Source organism: Achromobacter sp. JCM 18799 (assembly GCF_055395645.1).
In genome coordinates, this window is the sequence record NZ_AP043866.1 from 875477 (window position 1) to 898259 (window position 22783).

General features: G+C 66.7%; 23 protein-coding genes and 1 pseudogene. 14 read left to right on the plus strand and 10 right to left on the minus strand.

What is annotated here, in order from left to right; genetic code table 11:
* The first annotated feature begins 108 nt into the window (after window positions 1-108).
* The 3 genes from araD to ACZ5YA_RS04305 are packed head-to-tail and all read left to right on the plus strand — an operon-like array spanning window position 109 to window position 3655.
* Window positions 109-1839, plus strand: coding sequence for an L-arabinonate dehydratase (gene araD, locus ACZ5YA_RS04295; RefSeq protein WP_251880308.1), 1731 nt, complete (start codon window positions 109-111; stop codon window positions 1837-1839).
* A gap of 57 nt (window positions 1840-1896) precedes the next feature.
* Window positions 1897-2607: a ribonuclease activity regulator RraA gene (locus ACZ5YA_RS04300; protein WP_464092826.1), complete on the plus strand. Its 711-nt coding sequence runs from the start codon at window positions 1897-1899 to the stop codon at window positions 2605-2607.
* Window positions 2608-2665: 58 nt separating this feature from the next.
* Window positions 2666-3655, plus strand: a complete 990-nt coding sequence (locus ACZ5YA_RS04305) for a Bug family tripartite tricarboxylate transporter substrate binding protein (protein WP_059379700.1) — start codon at window positions 2666-2668, stop codon at window positions 3653-3655.
* 52 nt (window positions 3656-3707) lie between these two features.
* Here ACZ5YA_RS04305 and ACZ5YA_RS04310 read toward each other — a convergent pair whose 3' ends face one another.
* A complete protein-coding gene (locus ACZ5YA_RS04310; RefSeq protein ID WP_464092072.1) occupies window positions 3708-4673 on the minus strand; it encodes a tripartite tricarboxylate transporter substrate binding protein in 966 nt (321 codons plus the stop codon).
* Between the two features lie 16 nt (window positions 4674-4689).
* Window positions 4690-5592, minus strand: coding sequence for a dihydrodipicolinate synthase family protein (locus ACZ5YA_RS04315; RefSeq protein WP_059379702.1), 903 nt, complete (start codon window positions 5590-5592; stop codon window positions 4690-4692).
* A gap of 279 nt (window positions 5593-5871) precedes the next feature.
* Here ACZ5YA_RS04315 and ACZ5YA_RS04320 point away from each other — a divergent pair, with 279 nt between their 5' ends.
* Window positions 5872-6600: a GntR family transcriptional regulator gene (locus tag ACZ5YA_RS04320; RefSeq protein WP_464092073.1), complete on the plus strand. Its 729-nt coding sequence runs from the start codon at window positions 5872-5874 to the stop codon at window positions 6598-6600.
* A gap of 35 nt (window positions 6601-6635) precedes the next feature.
* On the opposite strand, the gene ACZ5YA_RS04325 is transcribed toward ACZ5YA_RS04320, so the two are convergent.
* On the minus strand, window positions 6636-7622 hold the full coding sequence (locus ACZ5YA_RS04325) for a tripartite tricarboxylate transporter substrate binding protein (RefSeq protein WP_059379703.1): 987 nt from the start codon (window positions 7620-7622) through the stop codon (window positions 6636-6638).
* 195 nt (window positions 7623-7817) lie between these two features.
* Here ACZ5YA_RS04325 and ACZ5YA_RS04330 point away from each other — a divergent pair, with 195 nt between their 5' ends.
* The 5 genes from ACZ5YA_RS04330 (at window position 7818) to acdA (ending at window position 13225) form a co-directional block, all read left to right on the plus strand.
* Window positions 7818-8699, plus strand: a complete 882-nt coding sequence (locus ACZ5YA_RS04330; protein WP_059379704.1) for a LysR family transcriptional regulator — start codon at window positions 7818-7820, stop codon at window positions 8697-8699.
* A gap of 18 nt (window positions 8700-8717) precedes the next feature.
* Window positions 8718-9629 carry a LysR family transcriptional regulator gene (locus tag ACZ5YA_RS04335; RefSeq protein WP_118932023.1) on the plus strand — a complete coding sequence of 304 codons (912 nt, stop codon included), beginning with the start codon at window positions 8718-8720 and terminating at the stop codon, window positions 9627-9629.
* Window positions 9630-9749: 120 nt separating this feature from the next.
* On the plus strand, window positions 9750-10949 hold the full coding sequence (locus ACZ5YA_RS04340; RefSeq protein ID WP_118931958.1) for a CaiB/BaiF CoA transferase family protein: 1200 nt from the start codon (window positions 9750-9752) through the stop codon (window positions 10947-10949).
* A gap of 57 nt (window positions 10950-11006) precedes the next feature.
* A complete protein-coding gene (locus ACZ5YA_RS04345; RefSeq protein WP_118931959.1) occupies window positions 11007-11966 on the plus strand; it encodes a Bug family tripartite tricarboxylate transporter substrate binding protein in 960 nt (319 codons plus the stop codon).
* Between the two features lie 53 nt (window positions 11967-12019).
* Entirely contained in the window at window positions 12020-13225 is a 1206-nt protein-coding gene (acdA, locus tag ACZ5YA_RS04350; protein ID WP_464092074.1) for a 3-sulfinopropanoyl-CoA desulfinase, read from the plus strand.
* Window positions 13226-13367: 142 nt separating this feature from the next.
* Here the strand turns inward: acdA and ACZ5YA_RS04355 are convergent, their stop codons facing one another.
* On the minus strand, window positions 13368-13697 hold the full coding sequence (locus ACZ5YA_RS04355) for a hypothetical protein (RefSeq protein WP_124260346.1): 330 nt from the start codon (window positions 13695-13697) through the stop codon (window positions 13368-13370).
* Between the two features lie 211 nt (window positions 13698-13908).
* Here ACZ5YA_RS04355 and ACZ5YA_RS04360 point away from each other — a divergent pair.
* Window positions 13909-14076, plus strand: a pseudogene (locus ACZ5YA_RS04360) (LysR family transcriptional regulator); the annotation flags it as partial.
* A 32-nt stretch (window positions 14077-14108) separates the two neighbouring features.
* The gene (locus tag ACZ5YA_RS04365) at window positions 14109-14555 is read left to right on the plus strand and encodes a GNAT family N-acetyltransferase (RefSeq protein ID WP_118931961.1); all 447 of its coding nucleotides are present in this window, start codon (window positions 14109-14111) and stop codon (window positions 14553-14555) included.
* 99 nt (window positions 14556-14654) lie between these two features.
* Here ACZ5YA_RS04365 and ACZ5YA_RS04370 read toward each other — a convergent pair whose 3' ends face one another.
* Window positions 14655-15581, minus strand: a complete 927-nt coding sequence (locus tag ACZ5YA_RS04370; protein ID WP_251880298.1) for an alpha/beta hydrolase — start codon at window positions 15579-15581, stop codon at window positions 14655-14657.
* A gap of 180 nt (window positions 15582-15761) precedes the next feature.
* Between ACZ5YA_RS04370 and ACZ5YA_RS04375 the strand changes: the two genes are divergently transcribed.
* The 3 genes from ACZ5YA_RS04375 (at window position 15762) to ACZ5YA_RS04385 (ending at window position 17382) form a co-directional block, all read left to right on the plus strand.
* The gene (locus tag ACZ5YA_RS04375) at window positions 15762-16280 is read left to right on the plus strand and encodes an O-acetyl-ADP-ribose deacetylase (protein WP_059379710.1); all 519 of its coding nucleotides are present in this window, start codon (window positions 15762-15764) and stop codon (window positions 16278-16280) included.
* A 56-nt stretch (window positions 16281-16336) separates the two neighbouring features.
* On the plus strand, window positions 16337-16906 hold the full coding sequence (locus ACZ5YA_RS04380) for a YdeI/OmpD-associated family protein (protein WP_464092075.1): 570 nt from the start codon (window positions 16337-16339) through the stop codon (window positions 16904-16906).
* Window positions 16907-16971: 65 nt separating this feature from the next.
* Window positions 16972-17382 (plus strand): VOC family protein, encoded by a 411-nt coding sequence (locus tag ACZ5YA_RS04385; RefSeq protein ID WP_059379712.1) that lies wholly within the window; start codon window positions 16972-16974, stop codon window positions 17380-17382.
* Window positions 17383-17420: 38 nt separating this feature from the next.
* Here ACZ5YA_RS04385 and ACZ5YA_RS04390 read toward each other — a convergent pair whose 3' ends face one another.
* The 5 genes from ACZ5YA_RS04390 to ACZ5YA_RS04410 all read right to left on the minus strand — a co-directional run bounded on the left by ACZ5YA_RS04390 (window position 17421) and on the right by ACZ5YA_RS04410 (window position 22773).
* Window positions 17421-18794, minus strand: a complete 1374-nt coding sequence (locus ACZ5YA_RS04390) for a 3-deoxy-D-arabino-heptulosonate 7-phosphate synthase (protein ID WP_464092076.1) — start codon at window positions 18792-18794, stop codon at window positions 17421-17423.
* Between the two features lie 65 nt (window positions 18795-18859).
* The gene (locus ACZ5YA_RS04395; protein WP_059379714.1) at window positions 18860-19345 is read right to left on the minus strand and encodes a GlcG/HbpS family heme-binding protein; all 486 of its coding nucleotides are present in this window, start codon (window positions 19343-19345) and stop codon (window positions 18860-18862) included.
* Window positions 19346-19486: 141 nt separating this feature from the next.
* Window positions 19487-20095, minus strand: a complete 609-nt coding sequence (locus ACZ5YA_RS04400; protein WP_059379715.1) for a response regulator transcription factor — start codon at window positions 20093-20095, stop codon at window positions 19487-19489.
* A 17-nt stretch (window positions 20096-20112) separates the two neighbouring features.
* Window positions 20113-21549 (minus strand): sensor histidine kinase, encoded by a 1437-nt coding sequence (locus ACZ5YA_RS04405; RefSeq protein ID WP_464092077.1) that lies wholly within the window; start codon window positions 21547-21549, stop codon window positions 20113-20115.
* Window positions 21550-21612: 63 nt separating this feature from the next.
* Window positions 21613-22773 carry an HPP family protein gene (locus tag ACZ5YA_RS04410; protein ID WP_464092078.1) on the minus strand — a complete coding sequence of 387 codons (1161 nt, stop codon included), beginning with the start codon at window positions 22771-22773 and terminating at the stop codon, window positions 21613-21615.
* Between the last annotated feature and the right edge of the window lie 10 nt (window positions 22774-22783).

The window sequence follows — 22783 nt, forward strand, 5'->3', positions numbered from 1 at the left end:
GTTGGGCCTGAAGAGTAACGGAGTTTAGCGGGTTTTTACCAGGCTGACGCACTAATGTATTAGTGTTTAAATGGCCCGGTCGCCACTATGAAACTCCGCCCCGCCCCTATGAAACGCTCCTACGAAAGCCTGCGCAGCGCCGCCTGGATGGCCAAGGACGACCTGCGTTCCTTCGGCCACCGCTCCCGCATGATGCAGATGGGCTATGGCCCCGACGACTGGGCGGGCCGCCCCGTCATCGCCATCATCAACACCTGGTCGGACCTGAATCCCTGCCACAGCCACTTCAAGCAGCGCGTCGAGGACGTCAAGCGCGGCGTGTTCCAGGCGGGCGGCTTTCCGGTGGAACTGCCCGCGATCTCGGTGTCGGAGTCCTTCGTCAAGCCGACCACCATGCTGTACCGCAATTTCCTGGCCATGGAGACCGAGGAGCTGCTGCGCAGCCATCCGGTCGACGGCGCCGTGCTCATGGGCGGCTGCGACAAGACCACGCCGGGTCTCATCATGGGCGCGGTCAGCGCCGGGCTGCCCTGTGTCTATGTGCCCGCCGGCCCCATGTTGCGCGGCAACTGGAAGGGCAAGATCCTGGGATCCGGGTCGGATGCCTGGAAGCTCTGGGACGAGCGCCGCGCCGGCAAGATCACGCAGGAGCAATGGACCGAGGTCGAGGGCGGCATCGCCCGCAGCTACGGCACCTGCATGACCATGGGCACCGCCAGCACCATGACCGCCATCGCCGAAGCCATAGGCATGACGCTGCCGGGCGCATCCTCGATCCCGGCGGCGGACGTCAACCACATGCGCATGTCGGCCGAATGCGGCCGGCGCGTGGTGGAGATGGTCTGGGAAGACCTGACGCCGCAGCGCATCCTGAGCCTGGCGTCCTTCAAGAACGCCATCAACGTGGCCATGGCCATGGGCTGCTCAACCAACGCCATCGTGCACCTGGTCGCCATGTCGCGCCGCGCCGGCTGCGCCGTGGGACTGGACGATTTCGACGCCGCCAGCCGCAAGGTGCCGGTGATCGCCAACATCCGGCCCAGCGGCGACACCTATCTGATGGAAGACTTCTTCTACGCGGGCGGGCTGCCGGCGCTGATGTCGCGGCTGCAAGACCATCTGGATCCGTCCGCCATGACCGTCACCGGCAAGACGCTGGGCGAGAACATCGCCGGCGCCGAGGTCTACAACGACGACGTGATCCGCCCGCTGGACCAGGCCATCTACGACGAAGGCGCGCTGGCCGTGCTGCGCGGCAATATCGCGCCGGACGGCTGCGTCATCAAGCCCAGCGCATGCGCGCCGCAGTACCTGCGGCATACCGGCCCGGCCCTGGTGTTCGACGATTACCCCAGCATGAAGGCCGCGGTGGACGACGAGAACCTGGACGTCACCGCCGACCACATCATGATCCTGCGCAATGCCGGACCGCAGGGCGGTCCCGGCATGCCGGAGTGGGGCATGCTGCCCATCCCGACCAAGCTGGTGAAGCAGGGCGTGCGCGACATGCTGCGCCTGTCCGACGCGCGCATGAGCGGCACCAGCTACGGCGCCTGCATCCTGCACGTGGCGCCGGAAAGCTATATCGGCGGCCCGCTGGCCCTGGTGAAGACGGGCGACCTGATCACCGTGGACGTGCCCGCGCGCAGCATCCACCTGAACGTCAGCGACGACGAGCTGGCCGCGCGCCGCGCCGCCTGGACGCCGCCGCCCAGGCGCTACGAGCGCGGCTACGGCTGGATGTACTCGAAGCACATCCTCCAAGCCAACGACGGCTGCGATTTCGATTTCCTGGAAACCGCTTTCGGCGCACCCGTACCCGAACCCGAGATCTTCTAGCGCGCCATCCGCGCCCACCCCATTGCCTTCAGCCCCCCCGGAGCCATCGTGTCCCAAATGAATCCCGAAACGCGCGCCCGCCTGGCCGGCGTCAGCACCGCCACCCTGTGCACGGCCTTGTTCAAGCGCGGCCTGCGCAACCAGTTCATCCAGGACGTGCGTCCGCTGAACGCCACGCTGCCCAATATGGTCGGCCCGGCGTTCACGCTGCGCTACATCCCCGCGCGCGAGGACCTGAATACCATCAAGGTGTTCGAGGACCGCGCCCATCCGCAGCGCGTTGCGGTCGAGACCTGCCCGGAAGGCGCGGTGCTGGTCATGGACAGCCGCAAGGACGCGCGCGCGGCTTCCGCCGGCTCCATCCTGGTGACGCGGCTGATGAAGCGCGGCGTGGCTGGGGTGGTCACGGACGGCGGCTTCCGCGATTCGCCCGAGATTGCCGAGTTGGGCTTTGCCGCCTATCACCAGCGGCCTTCGGTGCCGACCAACCTGACCCTGCACCAGGCCTTGGACATCAATGCGCCCATCGGCTGCGGCGATGTGGCGGTGTGGCCGGGCGATATCGTCGTGGGCGACCGCGAGGGCGTGGTGGTGATACCCGCCAGCCTGGCCGACGAGATCGCCGTCGAAGCCGTGGAGATGACGGCCTTCGAGGACTTCGTGACCAGCGAGGTGCAGCAGGGCGCGTCCATCCTGGGGCTGTATCCGCCCACGGACCCCGGCACCAAGGACAAGTTCGCCGCATGGCGCAAGCAACACGGCCGCTGAGCCTTGCCGCCGGCGCAGCCGGCAACCCCATAAGCCAAACAAGAGGCAGGAGACAACCATGAACACGCAACGACGCGGCGCGCTGGCCGCGCTGCTGGCCGCCGCCATGCTGGGTACGCTGGCGGCGCCCGCGCAGGCCGCCGACTGGCCCGCGCAGAAGCCGATTTCCTATGTGGTGCCATTCACCGTGGGCGGTTCGACCGACGTGGTGGGCCGGGTGCTGGCGCAGAAGCTGGGCGACCGCCTGCACCAGAACGTCATCGTCGAGAACAAGCCCGGCGCCGCGGGCGGCATCGGCGCGACCTATGTGGCCAAGGCCCCGCCCGACGGCTACACCCTGTTCGGCGGCACCATCAGCACGCACGCCATCAACGCCAGCCTGTACAAGAACCTGAAGTACGACCCGGTCAAGGATTTCGAGCCGGTTTCGCTGATTGCCTACCTGCCTAATGTGCTGCTGGTGGACCCCAACCTGGGCGTGAATTCGGTGGCCGACCTGATCGCGCTGTTGAAGCGCGACCCGTCCAAGCGCACCTTCGCGTCCTCGGGCGCGGGCACCTCCACGCATCTGGCCGGCGAACTGTTTTCCAGCATGATAGGCGTGCCGCTCACGCACGTGCCGTACAAGGGCACGCCGCCCGCCATGGTGGACGTGTCCTCCGGCGCGGTGACCTTCATGTTCGACCAGATGACGGCGGCCTTGCCCCTGCTGCAGACCGGCAAGCTCAAGCTCCTGGCCGTGACCACCAAGGACCGCATCGCGCTGGCGCCCGAGGTGCCGACCATGCAGGAGGCCGGCGTGCCGGGCTTCCAGATGGCGTCCTGGCAGGCGGTATACGCGCCCAAGGGCACGCCCAAACCCATTCTCGACAAGCTGGCCCAGGAAATCGCAGCGATCCTGAAAGAGCCGGACGTGCAGGAGAAGCTGGGCAAGACCATGGGGATGGAACTGGTCGGCAGCACGCCCGAACAACTGCGGGACCTGATGGCGACGGAAATCCCGCGTTGGGCGGAAGTGGTGAAGAAGTCGGGCGCGACGGTCGAATAGGCGGATCGGGCGAGCGGGCGTGGCGCGCCCGCCGCCGTTCAGGGCTACGCGTTCAGGGCTTCAGATTGAGCTTGGGCACCAAGGCCTTGAACGCCTCTTCCTGGCGCGCCACGTCGGCCGTGAATTGCGGCAGGTCGGCGTAGGAGGGCGTCAGGTTCTGCTTGCGCATCAAGGCCTGGAAGTCCTGCGATTGCGCCACCTGGCGGGCCGCGGCCCGCCATTTCTCGACCGCGTCGGCGGGCGTGGCCTTGGGCAGGCCGATGCCGCGCCAGACGCTGAACTGCAGGTCCGCGCCTTTCTCCTTCATGGTCGGGACAGAGGGCAGGTTGTCCAGGCGCTTGGGCGCCATGACCGCCAGGGTGCGCAGCTTGCCGGTCTCGACGTGCTGCTGCAGTTCGGCGTAGGCGACCGTGGTGGCTTGCACATCGCCCGCTAGGAGGCCCATGATGGCCGGGGCCGAACCCTGGTAAGGCACGTGCACGAACTTCACGCCGGCCTGTTCGCCCAGCGCCGCCGCCGCCATGTGCGGCACCGTGCCGATGCCGGCATTGGACACGGCGACGCGTTCGGGATTCTTCCTGGCGTCCGCCAGGAATTCCTCCACCGTCTTCCAGGGCGCGTCGGCGCGCACCGTGACCGATGAGGGATCGTCGGTGAAGCGGGCGATGGGCTGGAAGTCGCCCACCGTGGTCTTGCCTATGCCCATCAGCGGCACCACCAGCATTTCGGGCGTCATCAACACCAGCTTGTAGCCGTCGGGCTGCGCGTTGGCCACGTAGGCCCAGCCGATGGAGCCGCTGGCGCCCGGCTTGTTGATCACCACCGTGGGCTGCGCCAGCAGGGGCGGGCGCACCGCCTCGGCGATGGCGCGCGCGGTGTTGTCGCTGCCGCCGCCGGGCTGGTAGGCGACCACCAGTTCCATCGAGCGGGCGGGGTAGTCCGCGGCATGCGCGGCGGACAGGACGGAAACTGCGGACAGGGCGCTGAGGGCCAGCGCGGACAGGAGGTAGGGGCGCATGGTGGCGGCTCCGGTATCAGTAGCCCAGGGCGGAAAGATCCGCGAGCGTCTGTTTGGTAATGGCGATGGTGCGTTCGCGTTCGGCCCCGGCCAGGTCCAGGCGCGGCGGCTTGACGGTTTCGGCGCTGCCGGTGATCAGGTGTTCGGCCAGCTTGATGTGCTGCACCAGCTTGACCACGGTGTCCAGGTGGAACAGCGGCGTCAACGCGGCATAGAGCTTGCGGGCCCGCACGAAATCGCCTTCGACGGCCAGCTTCAGCAGGTCCACCGAAGCCTTGGGCACGGCGTTGGCCATGCCGGATACCCAGGCCGTCACGCCCAGCGCGGCGCTTTCCAGGATCAGGTCGTCCACGCCGCAGACCACGGCAAGGCGGTCGCCGAAGCGCGTGATCAGGTCGGTGACGCGGGTGGTGTCGTAGGACTCCTCCTTGATGGCGACGATGGTCGGCTCTTCCAGCAGCTCGGCCACCAGGTCCGGCGTCAGGTCCACGCCGTAGCCGCGCGGGTTGTTGTAGAGCAGGATGGGCAGGGCGCTGGCGCGCGCCACTTCGCGATAGAAGGCCACGGTCTCGCGGCCGTCGGACTTGTAGGTCAGGCCGGGGAACACCATCAGGCCGTTCACGCCAATGCGCGCGGCTTCCTGCGCGAAGGCGGCGGCGCGGGCGGTGCCGGTTTCCGCCACGCCAGAAATCACCGGCACCCGGCCGCGCACGGTGTCCACGGCGGTGCGCAGCACCTGCAGCTTCTCTTCGGGCGAGAGCTGGGCGTTTTCGCCCACCATGCCCATCATCACGACGCCGCCCACGCCGTTCTCGATCAGGCGTTCCAGTCCCAGGCGGATGGCCTCCAGGTCCAGCGAAAAATCGGGTTTCAGCTTGGTGGTGACGGCGGGGAATACGCCTTGCCATTGAATGCTCATGCTGCGGCTCCTGATGCGTGGTCCAGCCGAAGCAATCCGGCTGGATGATGGTTATTGGATATTGGATCCAAAAATATGGGGCTTAAAAAAACGAGGCTCGGGCCTCGGTCCGTCGCCCTGGCGGGCGGCGGTTTGAACTGGATCATGGATCCAATATACTCACATTAAAAGGGCTGTGGCTACCGGCTGTCTCTCGGGGTTTTCCTGGGCATGGCGGCGCGGGTTCCGCGTAGTCCCTCCCGTGCCGCCCCCGCCGCACGGTGCAACCAGGCAGGTTTCATGTCACAGAATTCGCCGCTTTCCGCTTCCAACCCGTCCCGTTCCCAGGCCGCCAGCCCCGGCCGCCTGGTGCGCAAGACCGCCGTCGAACTGGTGGTCGACGAATTGCGCGACCGCATCCTGTCCGGCGCGCTTCCTCCCGGCTCGGCGCTGCGCCAGGAATTGTTCGCCGAGGAACTGGGGGTGAGCCGGCTGCCTGTGCGCGAGGCTATCCGCCAGCTCAGCGCCGAAGGGCTGATCGACATGATTCCGCATCGCGGCGCCTACGTCTCCATGCTGTCGCGCGCCGAGGTGCAGGAGTTCTTCGACATCCGGCTGCGGCTGGAGCCATGGCTGTTGCGCCTGGCCGTGCAGCAGCGCGAGCCCCAGGACCTGGAGCTGGCGAGCCAGGTGGTGGCGCAGATGGACACGGCCGAGCCCGAGCAATGGGGGCGCCTGAACTGGCAGCTGCACGAACTGCTGTACCGTTCGGCGCAACGGCCCGCCGCGCTGGCCATGGTGCACGCGCTGCACGAAAAATCCGAACGCTATTTCCGCTTCCAGATCGTCAACGCGCCGATCCGCCAGCAGGCCCACGACGAGCACAGCGAACTGATCGCGCTCGCCCGGCAGGGCCGGGCCGAAGACGCCGAAGCCGCGCTGGAGCGGCATATCGGCGAAGCCGCCGAGCAGATACTCGCCATCGTCGATCATCTGCTGGATGCGTCGGCCTTGCAGGAACCCGCCTAGACGTCCAGCTCCAGCGTGCCGCAGCCGCGCTGGCCTCAATTGATCTTGATGTTGCGTTCCTTCACCAGCGTCTTCCATTGCGCGGTCTCGCGCGCCAGGTGGTCGCGCAGTTCGTCCGGCGTGCCGCCGATGGGCTCGGCGCCGATGGAGTCCAGCGTGGCGCGCACCTTGGCGTCGTTCAGCGACGCGCGCATCGCGGCGTTCAGTTTCGCGACCACCTCGGGCGGCGTGCCGGCGGGGGCGAAGGCAGCGAACCAGGGCATCAATTCGTAGCCGGGCAGGCCGCTTTCCGCGACGGTGGGCACGTCGGGCAGGGCGGCCGAACGCTTGCTGGTGGTCACTGCCAGCGCCCGCAGCTTGCCGGCTTCGATGTGCGGCTTGGCGGAGGTGATGCTGTCGAACATGTAGTCCACCTGTCCGCCCAGCAGGTCGGCGACGGCGGGGCCGCTGCCTTTGTAGGGCACGTGCAGCATATCCACCTGGGCCATGGACAGGAACAGCTCGCCCGCCAGATGGATGGAGGTGCCCACGCCGGCCGAGGCGTAGGTGTAGTGGTTGGGCTGCGCCTTTGCCTTGGCAATGACGTCCTGCACGCTGGTGGCGCCGGTGCGCGCGGGATTGGTGACCAGCACGTTCGGCACCACGGCCAGCAGCGAGATCGGGGCGAAATCCTTGATCGGGTCGTAGTTCAGGTCCTTGTACAGGGCCGGGTTGACGGCCATGCCGTTGGCGACGATCAGGATGGTGTAGCCGTCGGGCTTGGCGCGGGCCACGCTGGCCGCGCCGATATTGCCGCCCGCGCCCGCGCGGTTCTCCACGATGAAGGTGGTGTTGAGCTGCTTGCCCATGGATTCGCCCAGGGTGCGGGCGATGCTGTCCATCGCGCCGCCGGGCGGGAAGGGAACGATCCATTTGACCGGGTGGTCCGGGTACGTCTGGGCCAGCGTTGCGGACGCGCCGCCCAGCAGCGCCAGGCCGGCACAGGCCAGGGCGATTCGTTTGAATACAGGGCGCAAGCGCATGATGGTCTCCGTAATGCTGGAATTATTGTGGTGTCGCGCGCCTTTGGCCCAAGGATCCCGGGCAGGTAACTTCCGGGATTCATACTTTCAAAGTGCAGGGTTGCGCGACGGTTCAGTATGGCTTGCGTTTTCCCTGCGAGTCCAAGACTATATGGGTTCCGATTGATACCTTTATGGTATGTATGGAGCCATGCCATGCAACTGAGGCAACTGCGTTATTTCCAGGCCGTGGCGGAGGAAGGCAGCTTCACCCGCGCGGCCGCCCGGCTGCACATGGCCCAACCGCCCCTCAGCCGCCAGATCCGCCTGTTCGAGGAAGAACTCGGTGTGCAGCTGTTCGAACGCACCACGCGGGCGCTGCGCCTGACGGAAGCGGGCCGCTTCCTGCTGGAGCAATCGCGCCTGTTGACCGCGCGCCTGGAAGAGGTGTTGGAAGGCACGCGCCGGCTGGGGCAGACCCAGCGGCGCTGGTTCGGCATAGGCTTTGTGCCGTCATCCCTGTACGGCTTCGTGCCCGAGCTGATCCGGCAGTTGCGCAACGCCGACCCGCAGGTCGAGGTGGGTCTCACGGAAATGACCACCTTGCCGCAGCTGGAAGCGCTCAAGGCCGGCCGCATCGACCTGGGCATAGGCCGCATCCTGTTCGACGATCCCGCCATCGAGCGGCGGGTGCTGATGACCGAAGCGCTGATGGCCGCGGTGCCGCTGGGCCATCCGATCGCGCGGCTGCGGCGCGTGTCCGTCGAACGCCTGGCGCGCGAACCTTTCGTGCTGTATCCGGCGCGCCCGCGGCCGAACTTCTCCGACCATGTGTTGGGCCTGTTCCGTGCAGCGGGACATGCGCCGCAGGTGGTGCAGGAAGCCAACGAACTTCAGACCGCCATCGGCCTGGTGGCGGCGGGGCTGGGCGTGACGGTGGTGCCGGCGTCGGTGCAGCGCCTGCAGCGGCAGGATGTGGCGCACGTGGCGATCGATGCCGATACCTTCGTGTCGCCGGTGATCGTCAGCTACCGCAAGGATGACACGTCGGCGTTCCTGGCGCGGGCGTTGGGGCTGGCGCAGGCGCTGGCCGGTTAGCAGCAAGGAGACATGACCATGCCGGATCAGGCCGCGAAATCCCTCTCCCTCAGGCAACTGGAACTGCTGCTGGCGCTGGCCTCCGCCGACAGCATCGCGGGCGCGGGCGCGCGGCTGGGGATGACGCCCTCGGCCACCAGCCACGCCCTGCGCACGCTGGAGGCCACGCTGGGAGCGCCCTTGCTCGACCGCAACGCATCGGGCGTGCATCTTACCTATGCCGGGCAGCAGATCCTGCCGCACGTCAGGGACGTGTTCGCCTCCCTGCAGATCGTGCGGGCGACGGCGAACGCCAGCGCGGGCTTGCGTTCGGGTCTGCTGAATCTGGGTTCGCTGGGGGCGAGTTCCTCACTGAACATCCTGCCGCAGCTGCTGGAGATGTTCAAAGCCCGGTATCCGGGCGTCGATGTGTTCGTTACCGAGAAGCCGGACCCGGAACTGGAGCGCGCGCTGGTCGAACGGCGTATCGAGATCGGCGTGGTGGCCTTGCCCAAACCGGATTTCGACACGCTGCCGCTCGTTACCGACGAGCTGATGGTGGTGCTTCCTGCCGGCCATCCGCTGGCCGGGCGCAAGACGATCGCGGTGAAGGAGCTGATCGACTATCCCCTGATCATGACGCGCGCCGGTTCGCAGCCTGTCATTACGCGCATGTTCGAGCGCGCCGGCGCCAAGCCGCATATCGCGCACGATCTTTCGCAGATCATGTCCATCCTGGAATTCGTCCGGCGCGGGCAGGGCATCTCCGTGCTGGCGTCGCTGGTGCTGCCGCAGGCCTACGACGGGCTGGTCTACCGGAAGATCAGCCCCGCTTCCAAGCGCAGGATCGGGTTGGCCTGCCTCAATGAACGCAAGCTGTCGCCTGCCGCGCATGCCTTCTGGGCCATGGTCAGGGACGCCGCGCCCAAGCTGAAGTTTCCGGTCAAGTAGCGCCGCGCGTCGCCCGTCCGGGCCGGGCGGCAAGCTGTCCTTCATATTGAAAAAAAACTCAATTGAAGGTGAGGATTGCGAATTTTAGACTGCATCGATCGACTCTGATGGAGAAGGCGTATGCAGTCAGTGGAAGCCTCCGCGCTCAAGGGCGTGCGTGTCCTGGACCTCTCGCGCATCCTGGCGGGTCCCAGCGCGACGCAGCTGTTGGGCGACCTGGGCGCGGACGTGGTCAAGGTGGAAAAGCCGGACGAGGGCGATGACACCCGCAAATGGGGGCCGCCTTACATCAACGACCAGGACGGCCACGCGACCGCGGAAAGCGCCTACTACCTGAGCGCCAACCGCAACAAGCGGTCCATCGCGATCGACATCGCCACGACGGCGGGCCGGGAAACGCTGCATCAACTGCTGGACCACGCCGACGTGCTGGTCGAGAACTACAAGGTCGGCGGCCTGGCCAAGCACGGGCTGGACTATGAACAGCTCAAGCACCGGTATCCGCGCCTGGTCTATTGCTCCATCACCGGCTTCGGGCAGACGGGGCCGTACGCCAAGCGCGCGGGCTACGACTTCCTGATCCAGGGCATGGGCGGGATCATGAGCCTTACCGGCGAGCCGCAAGGCGCGCCCATGAAGGTGGGCGTGGGCATCGCCGACGTCATGACCGGGATGTATGCCGCCGTCGGCATCCTGGCGGCGCTGCGCCACCGCGACCTGACCGGCCAGGGCCAGCACATCGACATCTCGCTGCTGGACAGCCAGATTGCCTGGCTGGTGAACGCCGGGACGAACTATCTCGCCAGGCAGGAGCCGCCCGTCCGCCTGGGCAACGGCCACCCCAACATCGTGCCCTACCAGGTATTCGACGCGGCGGACGGTCCCATGATTCTTGCCGTGGGCAACGATGCGCAGTTCCGGCGCTTCTGCGAGGTTGCCGGCGTGGCCGGGCTGGCGGACGACGAGCGCTATGCCTCCAATGCGGCCCGCGTCGCCCACCGCGTCGAACTCTGCCAGCGGGTACAGGAAGCGCTGGCCCGGCGCCCCAGGCAGGTCTGGCTGGAACAGCTGGAAGCCGTGGGCGTGCCTTGCGGTCCGGTCAACGACCTGCGCGACGTATTCAACGACCCGCACGTACAGGCTCGCGGCGCGCAGTTGCGCATGCCCTGCGCATGGGCGCAAGGCGGCGAACTGAACCTGTTGGCCAATCCGCTGAAGCTGTCCGCCACGCCGGTCTCCTACCGCAATCCGCCGCCCCGCCTGAACGAGCATGCGCGGCAGATCCTGGACGATTGGACGGCGGGCGGTCCGCCGGACTGACGTCACACATCTTAGACAACACCGCTTCGACGAAGGCGGACACAAGAGGAGAGAGGCATGGATAGGAGACAGTTGCTGGCGCTGGCCGCATTGACGCCATTGAGCCGCGCATTTGCGCAAGGCAAGTATCCGTCGCAGAGCATCAGGCTGGTCGCGCCCTATGCGCCGGGCGGAACCGTGGACATCCTGTCGCGGCAACTGGCCGAGCCGATGCGCGCCAGCCTGGCCCAGTCGGTGATCGTGGAAAACCGCGGCGGCGCCGGTGGCACGCTGGGCGCCGACGCCGTGGCCAAGGCCCGTCCCGACGGCTACGCGATCCTGTTCGGGGCGGTGCATCACGCGATCGCCCAGTCGGTGTATCCGAAGCTGGGATACGACATCCGCGAGATGACGGCGGTGGGTTTTCTGGGACGCGTCAACCACGCGCTGATCGTCAACAAGGATCTGCCCGCGCAGAATGTGCAGGAGCTGGTAGCGCTGCTGAAGGCCAATCCGGACAAGTACAGCTATGCCACGCCGGGCGCGGGCACCATGCAGCACCTGATGGCCGAATACTTCAAGAACGTCACCGGCACCCAGATGATGCACGTGCCTTACCGCGGCTCGGCGCCGGCGATCGTGGACATCATTGCCGGGAATGTGCACATGATGTTCGAGACCATGCCTTCGGCCATCCAGCACATCAGGGCCGGCAGCGTGCGCGCGATCGCGGTGACGTCCAAGGTGCGTTCGCCCAGCCTGCCCGACGTGCCCACGGCGGCGGAGAGCGGCGCGGCTAATTACGACGCGACCAGCTGGTATGGCATCTATGCGCCGCCATCCACGCCCGCGGACGTGGTGCGCGTGCTCAATGCGGCGGTCAACGAGGCGTTCGCCGATCCGGCTTTCGTGCAGCGCTGGATTGCGTTGGGCGCCGACGCGGGCGGCGGCACGCCGCAGGAGCTTGCCGCCCTGACGCGAAGCGAAGTCGAGCGCTGGGCCGAGGTGGCGCGGCGCGCGGATATCAAGGTGGGTTGATGCCGGCGGGCCTGGCGGCCCGGCCGGAGTTTTGCACGTAGCAAGGATGAACCATGACTGAGCTTTCTCAAGAACAATCGGCGTTGCAGCAGCGCGCGCGCGAACTGGCGCAGACCGTATTCAAACCGACGGCCGCGGCCACCGACCAATCCGAACAGTATCCCTGGGACAATGTCCGCCTGCTGCGCGAAAGCGGCTTCATGGGCATGACGATTCCGCGCGAGTACGGCGGACAGGGGCTGAGCTATCTCGATACCGTCCTGGTCGTGGAGGAAATGGCCAAGGCTTGCGCCACCATGGGACGCATCACGGTGGAAGCCAATATGGGCGCAATCGGCGCCATCATGCAATACGGCAGCCATGAGCAGAAGACGCTGGCCGCCGGGTGCGTGCTGGCGGGCGACAAGCCCGCCATCTGCATCTCGGAGCCCCAGGCCGGCAGCGCCGCCAGCGAAATGGGCACACGCGCCGTGCGTGTGGGCGACGACTACGTCATCAACGGCGAGAAATACTGGATCACCGGAGGCGGGGTGTCGCGCCTGCACCTGATCTTCGCGCGCGTGTTCGACGAGGGCGTGGATCTGGGCATAGGCGCCTTCATCCACGTGCGCGAGCCCGACGCCGCGGACGATGGCCTGGAGATCGCCAAGCGTTCCTACGCCATGGGCGTGCGGGGCATACCCGAGACGTACATCCAGTTCCGCGACCTCAAGGTGCACAAGTCCATGCTGGTGGCGCCGCCCGAGGGCCTGAAACGCGGCTTCGCCGGGCTGATGCAGGCCTACAACGCCCAGCGCGTGGGCGCGGGTACCGTGGCGCTGGGCATTGCGCAGGGCGCCTTTGAAGAAGCCGTGGAATACGTCAAGCAGCGCCAGCAGTTCGGCCGGCCGATAGCGGAGTTCCAGGGCTTGCAGTGGATGGTTGCCGACATGGCCATCCAGTTGAACGCCGCGCGCCACATGCTTCATGCGGCCGCGCGCAGCGGCACGCCGCGGACTTTCGGCTTTCCGGACTTGTCGCTGGCCGCGCAGGCGAAGATATACGCGGCGGAAACGGCGCAGCGCGTGACCAACGACGCCTTGCAGCTGCACGGTTCGTCAGGCTATGGGCGCGACCTGCCGATGGAGCGCCACGTGCGCGACGCACGCATGTTCACGATCGCCGGCGGCACGGCGCAGATCCTGCGGACTCAGGTCGCCTCCGCCGTGCTGGGGATGAAGCTGCCGCAGACGCGGGACGGGTATTTGCGGGGACGGTGACTTGCCGTCCTGAAGCAACGCCCTGGCGTAAAACCAGGGCGTTTTCGTATTTTTAGCTTGTATATATTGGATATGGCCTGCTGATTATCCAATACGGATTTGGGAGTGCGTCGCACGGTGCGACGTGGCGCGACAAAATCAGTCAACGCCTGCAAACAAAAAAGCCAACGAACAGCATTCCAATTAAGGTTCCTCCCAGAGCCAGCGCTGCGAGCTCTCCGCGTTGCGACTCGTGGAAATACAAAATACACGAGAAGGCAGCGGTAAGCACGATCAACAGGACCAAAACAAAAGCGCGCCATTTTTTCAGAAACGCACAGCGCACATCGTGCAAGGCGAATTCAGGTTTGCGCATGAGTTTTCGCGTAGAAAAGCGGCCGGTATTAAATTCTGCCAAATATCCCGCTGATGGGATAGTGATGTCCAGCGCATAATCTGTTCGTATAAACCCTGATTCCTTGTTGGTGCGCATCCTTTGCATTAGTTCGTTGATGGGAATCGTATTCGATCGCGTTAATGCCAATACCGTTTCATTAATCGTGACATGGCAAAGATGATTCGGCCCGCCGAATATCGAAAACTGCGGTTTGGATTCACTGGATTAACTAGTGGCAGGACACCAGTTCAGGGGTAATGTCGGCGGGCAAAGGTCCGTGCGTTCCCAGAATAGGCCGGTCGCAAGGCCCGGGCAGTGGGCCTTTGAGATAGATCGCAAGCGGCGCAACGTCGGGGTCCGTGGTCCATTCCAAACTACCACGATGGCGGTCTATTCCGCCGTCAGCGCCGGGCTCGGCATCGCCTATTCGCCACGGTGGCAGATCAGGCACCTGCTGGATGCGGGGCAGGTAGACTAAGAATCCCCCAATCCCGATGCGCAGCGATCATGTCTTTCCAAACGCAGGTCCGAATCGCCCAGAGCGTAGACATCGATTCGATTGTTGAACTGGATCCGATCGCCAGGCAGGAACCGGGCAGGAGGACATTTATCGCCCAGGCGGTGGCTGCTGGCCAATGCTGGGCCGCGACGGCAGCGGAGGATGCTTCGGCGCTGGTCGGTTATGGGGTGCTTGACCGCTCGTTCTTCGGACATGATTTCATTCCGCTGATCGTCGTCAAGCGTTCGGCTCGACGCCGTGGCGTCGCGACAGCCATTATGCGGACCCTGGAACTGCAATGCCAGGGAGGAAAATTGTTCACGTCGACAAACAGGTCAAACATCGCGATGCGCCAATTGCTTGGCCGGCTTGGCTTTATCAGAAGCGGCCAAATCGAGAATCTGGACGACGGCGACCCCGAGCTCGTATTCGTGAAGCTCCGATCGTCCCTTTGAGAGGCGTCATAGGTCCGAGGCTGTCCAACGCCACCCCATCACGGCGGACAAGGCCGCGATGCCACATGGCGCGGAAGGCGAAGGACTTTCTGTATTGCTTCAGCGCACCGGCAGCAGATATTTCAGGGCCTGCATAAAGCCGCGCGGCGCCACGGTGAGATGGTCCTCGTCATTCAGTACCACCGACTTCAGTTTCAAGCCTGGATACTGCCGGCTTTGCAGCGCCGCCTCCAGCGCACGGTTGTCGGCGACCATGTCCACCGTCTGGTTGTAGCGACGGTCGCCTTTGCGCAGGGCTTCGTAGGCGCCGACATAAAGATAGACATTCGCCGTCAGGTCCCGATGCTGCTGGGCATAGCGCGCTTCGAGTTTCAAGGCATGCCGTTTGTCGTACCAGAGGGACGGGCTGCCGAGGACATAGCCGTTGAACATGCCGGGCTCGGTGAACAGGATCTGTGTCCCCAGCAGCGCCCCATAGGAGTGGCCAAGAAAGAGGGCTCTGGCCGGGTCGGTCCGGTAGCGGGCGGTGATGTAAGGCTTCACCTGATCGCGCAGATACGCTTGATAGGCGCGCGCCTGGCCATGGACCGCGTTGGCCGGTGCCGTGCTTGGGCCGTTCGGTGTCGGCGTGTAGTCGCGCTGGCGGCTGACTCCGCCATCTTCCCCCTTGCCATATGACAGGCCGACAAGAATGAACTCCTCGATTTGCGGTCCCTCCACGTTCAGGCGGCGCGCCAACTGCCGGATGATCGGGAAGGCGTAGTCGGCGTCGGTCACATAAAGCACCGGGTAGCGCCGTTGCGGCTGTTTCGCATAGGACGGCGGCAACGCGACATAAACCTGATAGCCGCGGCCCGACACGGGATCGGGCACGTCCCATACTTCGCTATCGGCAATTTCATATGGGCGGCCCTCGCCAGATTGCGCTTTTGGCGTCGACTGGGCCAGCGCTTGCGTCGAACCGCCGGGCACGCCGACGCTCACGAGGAGGGTAACCAACAGGGCAATCAAAAGGCGTCGTTGCATGTGGGGAAACGGCGTCAGCCTGCAATCTTGAGTGCATGAAGTGGGCGGAATTGTAGACTGGCAACATAATCCCGATCCGTCGCCGCCAGCAGGCGTGATGAGTGCCGTACGCTTGCCTGCAGGAAGATCGCCCTGCAAGTGCGCCGCGGCGACGGCGTTCGTACCGCAAGGAGCAAGATCATGGCCACAAGCCTGCGCGCAATCCGTTCAGATATCACGAAGCTGCACGTGGACGCCATCGTTAACGCCGCAAACTCCTCATTGCTGGGCGGAGGGGGCGTCGATGGCGCCATCCACCGCGCCGCGGGTCCGGATCTTGTGCATGAATGCAGATTGCTGGGCGGCTGCAAGACGGGGGATGCGAAGGTGACCAAGGCCTATCGCCTGTCCGCGCAGTACATCATCCATACCGTGGGGCCGGTGTGGCGGGGCGGAGAGAGCGGGGAGCCGGCGCTGCTGGCCAGTTGCTACCGCCGATGCATCGAGCTGGCGGAAGAAAGGGCGGTCACGTCGATTGCGTTGCCCAGCATCAGCACGGGGATATATGGGTATCCCATAGCGTTGGCGGCGGAGGTCGCTGCCAAAAGCGTCCGCGAAAGTCTGGCCGGGGACTCATCCATACTGGAGGTGATCTTCTGCTGCTTTTCTGCGGAAGACCTTCTTCAATATGAGCGCATCTTGAATCGGCCGCGTGCATGACCCTGTGCAGGGCTGCCGCGAGTGGTTTGTTGGACTGCCATTGAACGGAACGCTCCATGACTGAACCTCGCCTGACATTCCTGGCCCAGAGCGAATGGGAAGACTGGTTGACGCACAACGGCGAGACGTCGGCGGGGGTATGGCTGCGCATTGCCAAGAAAGGCGCCGGGCAGCGGACCTTGACGTACGCGCAGGCGGTGGAGAGCGCGCTTTGCCATGGCTGGATCGATGGCCAAAAACAGGCTGAAAGCGAAGAAACCTGGCTGCAGCGCTTTACCCGGCGTTCTCCGAAGAGTATTTGGGCCAAACTCAACACGGATCGGGCCGAAGCGCTCATCGCTGCAGGCAGAATGCTCCCTGCCGGCATGCGGGAAATCGAAAAGGCCAAACAGGACGGACGCTGGGCCGCCGCCTATGCCTCTCCCAGCAATTCGGTCGTGCCGGACGACCTGCAAGCCGCGCTGGACGCCAATCCCAAGGCCAGCGCGTTCTTTGCGACGCTGAGCAGCCGGAACCGCTACGCCATTCTGTTCCGGATCCAGCATGCCAAAAGGCCCACAACGCGGGCGCGCAAGATCCAAGAGTTCATCGGCATGCTTGATCGCGGTGAAACGATTCATCCCTGAAGCGGGACGTTCGACAGCCGATGAAAGCCGCAGGACAATGCCAAGTTCGACCCGGGAGAATCCGCATGCCAGCATTTCAGATCAAGCACCTGGACCATGTCGTGCTCAGGGTTCAAGACCTGGCGCGCAGCGTGGACTTCTACACGAAGGTATTAGGCTGCTCCGTCAAGAAGAAGAACGACAAGCTCGCCATGATCCACCTGAGCGCCGGCGGGTCCATGATCGATCTGATCGACGTGCAAGGACCCTTGGGCGCCGCTGGCGGGGCCGCGCCTGAAAAAGAGCGGCGCAACGTCGACCACTTTTGCCTGCGGGTCGATCCGTTCGATGAAGCGGCCATCGTTCAACATCTACAAGCGTTTGGAATTGCCGCGGACAAGGCCGTGTTGCGGTATGGCGCGGAAGGCGAAGGGCTTTCGATCTATTGCTTCGATCCCGATGGCAATCAAATCGAGCTGAAGGGGCCCGCGGTCTAGGGCAAGCACAGTACGAAACCGGCCCGCGGGCGTGGGCCTCAGCGCGTGGCGCCTTCGATCGCCGCCATCAGGTCATCCGGGTGCGCCATCAGTTCGCGCGCCTGGCATAGCGTCGGGTATTGCTGCAGCACGCCGGCCCATTGGGCCGATTGCAGCAGCTGTTGCCAGACCGGTTCCAAGGTCTCGGGGGCCGCGTCCAGACCCTGCGCCAGAAGACCGGCATATTCCAGGCTGGGCGGCGCGGACAGCAGCTGCATGCGGCTGGCGGCGCTGAGCAGGCGCGGGATCGCATCGGCCGGGCCGTCGCAGACATAGAGCACGGTGGTTTCGAGCTGCGGGCCTTCGGCGGGCAACGCCCGCAGCGCCGCGCCACGCAGGGGGTACCGGCCCTGGCGCGTACTGAAGGCGTAGTCGGTCCGTGGATCGGCTTGCGTCAGCAGGCGCAGCCCGCGCAGCAGGCGCGGGAAGTCGGTGGCGGCTGCGTCGGCCGAGGCCTTGGCTTCGAGCAGCAGGCACAGGTCCCAGGCCGGCGGCGCGCCATCGCCCGCAGCCCGGCGCAGCAGCGCGGCATCCCATTCTGTCTTGGCGCGGTCGGTGTTGGCGGGCATCGAAGGCGGTACGCGCATGGAGGACACGGCCTGGTAGGCCTGGCTGCCGTCGGCGTCGTTGAGACGGCGCGCCAGGGCCTGGAGCGCTTGCAGCGCCTGCGCCTCGACGGCGTCGCCGCGCAACCGCGAGGCGTTGCCTTCGGCCAGGGCGGTGGCGCTGCCCGGGCGCGGGCCTTGCTGTTCCCACAAGGCGCGGTAATGGCGCACGTCACTGTCGGCGGTCAGGGCGTCCAGGCGTTGCAGATGATCCAGCGCGGGGCTGGCGAGCAGGCGGTCGAGCGCGGCGGAGGCCGGTTGGGCTTCGGAGGACAAACCGAGAAGCCGGCGCGCGAATTCGGGCAGCGCCGCCCAGGACTCGGATGCCGCCGCCGCTTGCAAGGCGGCCATGGCGTCGCGCGCGGGGCCTGCCGGCATGCGTTCAACCTTGGCGGGGTGGGCGATGGCGTTGGCGGCGGCAATGATCTCGCGGCGGTCCTGGGCGGCGCGCGCGGCCAGGGAGGCATACTCGCGCACGAGCGGCAGGCGGTGCCGCAGCAGCATGGCCTGGAATGCGGGATCGCCGTCGGACTCGCGCATGGCGTCGCGTATCAGGCGCGCCAGGGCGTCGAGAAAGGCCTGCTTGACCGTGGCCGGCGGCGCGGCGCCATCTTCGAGCGACTGGCGGGCCTGTTCGATGGCGACGGCGAGCGCGGTTGCGGGCGCGGCGTCTTCGGCGGGGATGCGGGAAATGGCGGGTACGCGATAGCGCCGGGCGGTGCGGCGCAGGATGGCGTCGAGCAGGGAGAGGGAGGGCGGCTGGGGCATGGCGCCCCAAGCCTACCGCGATGCCGCTGGCGCGGCAAACGCGCCGCGTCCCGGCCGGCAGCGGCTTACTTGAACAGTTCGGCGTTCTCTTGCAGGGCGGTGTCCGCGCATTGCGCGTCCAGGTTGCCGCCGGGGGCGCCCGCCACGCCGATGGCGCCGATCACGGCCGAGCCGGCCTTGACGGGCACGCCGCCGCCCAGCACCAGGAAGCCCGGAATGTCGGTCAGGGTGGCCGCGGCGGGATTCTTCTGCACGTTTTCCAGCATCGTCAGCGTCGGCGTCTTGGCCGAGACGGCGGTGTAGGCCTTGGCGCGGCTGGCCTCGATGGTGTGCGGGCCGGCATTGTCGGCGCGGGCGAAGGCCTTGAGCAGGCCGGCGCGGTCCACCACCGAGGCGCTCACGTTGTAGCCCTTGGCCTGGCAGGCGGCGACGGTGGCCGTGGCCAGCTTCTGCGCGTCGGCCATGGACAGGTTGCTCTCGTTGAGCACGGCGGCGTTGGCGGCGCCGGCGCAGGCGAACAGGGCGGCGAAAGCGATGAGTTTGGGCGACATGTCTGTGTCCTTAGTGGGTCGGTGACAGGAACAGACAGAGTAAAGATGGCGGCCGATCGGCGGTATTCGGTCGGCTACGCTGGGGCCTCCGTAGGGCTACGGAGGGGGGGCGTGCAAGGTTGCTGGCCGCCTGGACCGGCCTTAACCCAGCAGCCCCGCGTACTCGCGGATCAGCCCGGCCAGGTTGTCCGCTTCCAGCTTGGCGAAGACGTTGGCGCGATAGGTCTCCACCGTGCGCGGCGACAGGTCGAACTCGCGCGCGATCTCCTTGTTGCTCAGGCCCTGCACGACGCGTTCCAGCACGTCGCGCTCGCGCCCGGACAACTTGTCCAGCCGTTCCTGCGCGGCCTGGGTCACGGCGAGTTTTTCGCGGCTGGCGATGTGGGTGCGCACGGCGGCCTGCACCGCGTCCAGGAAGACGTCGTCGTCCACGGGCTTTTGCAGGAATTCCATGGCGCCGCCCTTGAAGGCGCGGCGGCACAGGTCCACGTTGGCATGGCCGGTCAGCATGACCACGGGCAGGTCCGATTGCTCGGCCAGCCGGCTCAGCACGTCCAGGCCGCTGATGCCGGGCATGCGGATGTCCAGGACCACGCAGCCAATGGACTGCGGGTGCAACTGGGCCAGGAAGGCCAGCGGGTCGCCGTAGCCCTCGCTGCGCAGGCCCACGCTGCGCAGCAGCAGCGCCAGGCCGTCGCGCACGGCGTCGTCGTCATCGACCAGGTAGACCAGCGGGGATTGTTCGAACATGGGAGATTCCTGCGGCGTCAGACGGCGGCGGCGCGCGGCAGGCTGACCGTGAAGCAGGCGCCTGCCGGGCTGAGATTGCGCGCGGCGATGCGGCCGTCCATGGAGCCGGCCAGCGTGTCGCACAGCGCCAGCCCCAGGCCCATGCCTTGCGGCCGCGTGGTGTAGAAAGGAGCGAACAGGCGCGGCAACGCGTCGGCGGCGATGCCGGGGCCGGTGTCGCTGACGCTGAACAGATAGGTGTCGCCATCGGCGCGGCCCTCCAGCGAGATCTGGCGCGGCCCGGCAACGTCGGCCAGCGCATCGGCGGCGTTTTGCACCAGGTTGTGCAGGATCTGCTCCAGGGCCACGCGGTCGCCCAGCGGACGCATGCCCGGGTTGGCGTTGTGCCAGCTCAGCCGTATGCCCAGCCGGGCCAGTTCCGTTTCGCGCAGAAAGCGCAGCGACGCCACCAATGCGTCGGGGTCCAGCGCTTCGCGCCGGGCGGGCGAGCTGGGCTGCACCAGGGCGCGCATGCGGCTGATGATGTCGGCGGCGCGCTTGGCCTGTTCGGCGCTGGCCAAGAGCGCGTGGCGCACGGCGGGGCGTTCCTCTTCGTCGTCCAGCAGCCGCTCGGCGGCGCGGGTCTGGGCCAGGATGGCGGTCAGCGGCTGGTTCAGTTCGTGGGCGATGCCGGCGGCCATTTCGCCTAGCGTGCTCAGGCGCGCCATGGCGCCCAGGCGCAGTTGCTCCTGGTGGCGGCGGGCCTGGGCGCGAGAACGCTGCCACGCCGCGGCGCCGGCCACCAGCAGCGCGCTGGCCAAGCCCCAGGCGAGCCAGGTGGCCCAGGGCCAGACGCCGGGTGTCAGCGTGCGCGTGCTGCGCATCTGGAAGGGCTGGCTGGCCGCGCCCAGCGGCTTTTGCAGGGCCAGCGGCCAGCCGGGACCGTTGGCATCTGGCTGCTTGTCCAGCAGCCGCAGCGGGGTCTGGTCCACCGTCAGGGTCAAGTTGGCCAGGCCGGGAGGAAAGTCGGCCGCGGGTATCAGCTGGCTGGCGTCCAGCAGCAGGCTCCAGCTGGAGGGCGCCACCAGCCAATAGCGTGCGGTGTCCACCGGCAGCGTCACGGGCCGGCCCAGGCCGCGCGCGCGTTCGACGGCGGCCGCCAGGCCCGGGGGTTCGGCCACGCTGCCGCTCCAGGCGCCGCCGGACAGGTAGCCCAGCCCCAGCAGTTGGGGCATGGCCGGCCGCAGGCTGGGATAGAGGCGTTCCGGAGCAGGGGGGTGGGAGAGGGCGGCCAGGGTCGCCAGCACGGCTTCATGCTGCACCGTCTTCTGGCTCAGCATGCGCTGCGCCACGCTGGTGCTCTGGGTGAAGCGTTCGTACTGGTCCACATAGTCCTGCCGCCCGATCCAGAGGGCGCCGAAGGTGAACAGGACCAGCCAGCAGAAGAAGGCGCGAGCGCGCGATAGGGGATTCACGCCTGAAATTATGCCTTGCGGCCAACGCGGGCAGGAATCCGTAGGGCTACGGAGGGTCGGCGCTCAGGCCGCCAGCCGCTGGGCGTCCGGGTCCGGCGCCTGCGAGCTGGCCGCGAGCGCGATCTGGTACAGCGCCGCCACCAGGTCCGATTGCGTCACCAGTCCGACCAGGTTGCGCGCTTCATCCAGCACCGGCACGCAATGCAGGCTGTCCGACATGGGGCGGGCCAGTTCGATGACGGGCAGGCCGGGGGTGGCGAAGGGCACTTCGCTGCGCATGCAGTCGGCCACCAGCAGGCCGGGCGCGGCATCCGCGTCGACGGCGACGGCAGCCAGCCGGGTTTGGCGCGCCAGCACGTCGCCCTGGCTGACCATGCCGGCGTAGCGGCCGGCCGAATCCAGCACCGGCAGCGCCTGCAGGCGATGCTTGTCGAACAGACGCGCGGCGTAGTCCAGCGGGTCCTGGGCCTGCACCGTGACCACGTCACGCGACATGATGTCGGCGCAATGCACGTCGCCAAAGCGCCGTACGCTGGCGCGCATTTCCGCGGCCAGGACGATTTCTTCCAGGTCTTCCTTGCTGATGTCCAGCAGCTCGCCGCGTTGCGTGAGCGCGTCGTCCAGGTCGGCCAGGCTGAAGCCCAGGCGGGCGCTGGGCGCTAGGTCGCGGGTGTTGTGGCCGGCGGCCGGGTCGGCGTGGCGGCGCGGATAGTTGCGCTTGAGCGCGCCATTGAAGACCACGGCGATGCAAAGCAGGATGGCGGAGTTCAGGGCCACGGGCCAGAGCGCGAAGCCGTAACCCAGGCTGGCGACGGCGGGGCCGCCCAGCACGGCGGTCAGCGCCACCGCGCCGCTGGGCGGATGCAGGCAGCGCAAGGAGAACATGGCGCCGATGGCCAGCGCCACCGCCACGGCGGCGGCCACGCCAGGCACGGGGATGAACTGGGCGCAGAAAACGCCGATCAGGGCCGATACCAGATTGCCGGCCATGATGGACCAGGGCTGGGCGAGCGGACTGGCGGGGGCGGCGAATAGCAGCACGGCGGACGCACCCATGGGGGCGATGAACCAGGGGCTGGCGTCGCCCAGCGCGTGGCGGCCCACCCATTCCGTGCAGAACAGGCCGAGCAGCGCGCCCAGCGCGCCGTACAGTTTCTCGCGTCCGTTGACGCCCACCGGCGCTGGCGCGAACGAGCCCAGCCAGCGCTTGATTGCTACACCCAAAACGATCTCC

Excerpts from the sequence above, each read along its gene's own strand:
- ACZ5YA_RS04340 (WP_118931958.1), top strand. The coding sequence starts at position 9,750 with ATGCAGTCAGTGGAAGCCTCCGCGCTCAAGGGCGTGCGTGTCCTGGAC.
- ACZ5YA_RS04375 (WP_059379710.1), top strand. The coding sequence starts at position 15,762 with ATGGCCACAAGCCTGCGCGCAATCCGTTCAGATATCACGAAGCTGCAC.
- ACZ5YA_RS04305 (WP_059379700.1), top strand. The coding sequence starts at position 2,666 with ATGAACACGCAACGACGCGGCGCGCTGGCCGCGCTGCTGGCCGCCGCC.
- ACZ5YA_RS04355 (WP_124260346.1), bottom strand. The coding sequence starts at position 13,697 with ATGCGCACCAACAAGGAATCAGGGTTTATACGAACAGATTATGCGCTG.
- ACZ5YA_RS04380 (WP_464092075.1), top strand. The coding sequence starts at position 16,337 with ATGACTGAACCTCGCCTGACATTCCTGGCCCAGAGCGAATGGGAAGAC.
- ACZ5YA_RS04300 (WP_464092826.1), top strand. The coding sequence starts at position 1,897 with ATGAATCCCGAAACGCGCGCCCGCCTGGCCGGCGTCAGCACCGCCACC.
- ACZ5YA_RS04320 (WP_464092073.1), top strand. The coding sequence starts at position 5,872 with ATGTCACAGAATTCGCCGCTTTCCGCTTCCAACCCGTCCCGTTCCCAG.
- ACZ5YA_RS04370 (WP_251880298.1), bottom strand. The coding sequence starts at position 15,581 with ATGCAACGACGCCTTTTGATTGCCCTGTTGGTTACCCTCCTCGTGAGC.
- ACZ5YA_RS04310 (WP_464092072.1), bottom strand. The coding sequence starts at position 4,673 with ATGCGCCCCTACCTCCTGTCCGCGCTGGCCCTCAGCGCCCTGTCCGCA.
- ACZ5YA_RS04395 (WP_059379714.1), bottom strand. The coding sequence starts at position 19,345 with ATGTCGCCCAAACTCATCGCTTTCGCCGCCCTGTTCGCCTGCGCCGGC.
- ACZ5YA_RS04390 (WP_464092076.1), bottom strand. The coding sequence starts at position 18,794 with ATGCCCCAGCCGCCCTCCCTCTCCCTGCTCGACGCCATCCTGCGCCGC.
- ACZ5YA_RS04325 (WP_059379703.1), bottom strand. The coding sequence starts at position 7,622 with ATGCGCTTGCGCCCTGTATTCAAACGAATCGCCCTGGCCTGTGCCGGC.
- ACZ5YA_RS04335 (WP_118932023.1), top strand. The coding sequence starts at position 8,718 with ATGCCGGATCAGGCCGCGAAATCCCTCTCCCTCAGGCAACTGGAACTG.
- araD (WP_251880308.1), top strand. The coding sequence starts at position 109 with ATGAAACGCTCCTACGAAAGCCTGCGCAGCGCCGCCTGGATGGCCAAG.
- ACZ5YA_RS04315 (WP_059379702.1), bottom strand. The coding sequence starts at position 5,592 with ATGAGCATTCAATGGCAAGGCGTATTCCCCGCCGTCACCACCAAGCTG.
- ACZ5YA_RS04385 (WP_059379712.1), top strand. The coding sequence starts at position 16,972 with ATGCCAGCATTTCAGATCAAGCACCTGGACCATGTCGTGCTCAGGGTT.
- ACZ5YA_RS04400 (WP_059379715.1), bottom strand. The coding sequence starts at position 20,095 with ATGTTCGAACAATCCCCGCTGGTCTACCTGGTCGATGACGACGACGCC.
- ACZ5YA_RS04345 (WP_118931959.1), top strand. The coding sequence starts at position 11,007 with ATGGATAGGAGACAGTTGCTGGCGCTGGCCGCATTGACGCCATTGAGC.
- ACZ5YA_RS04365 (WP_118931961.1), top strand. The coding sequence starts at position 14,109 with ATGTCTTTCCAAACGCAGGTCCGAATCGCCCAGAGCGTAGACATCGAT.
- ACZ5YA_RS04330 (WP_059379704.1), top strand. The coding sequence starts at position 7,818 with ATGCAACTGAGGCAACTGCGTTATTTCCAGGCCGTGGCGGAGGAAGGC.
- acdA (WP_464092074.1), top strand. The coding sequence starts at position 12,020 with ATGACTGAGCTTTCTCAAGAACAATCGGCGTTGCAGCAGCGCGCGCGC.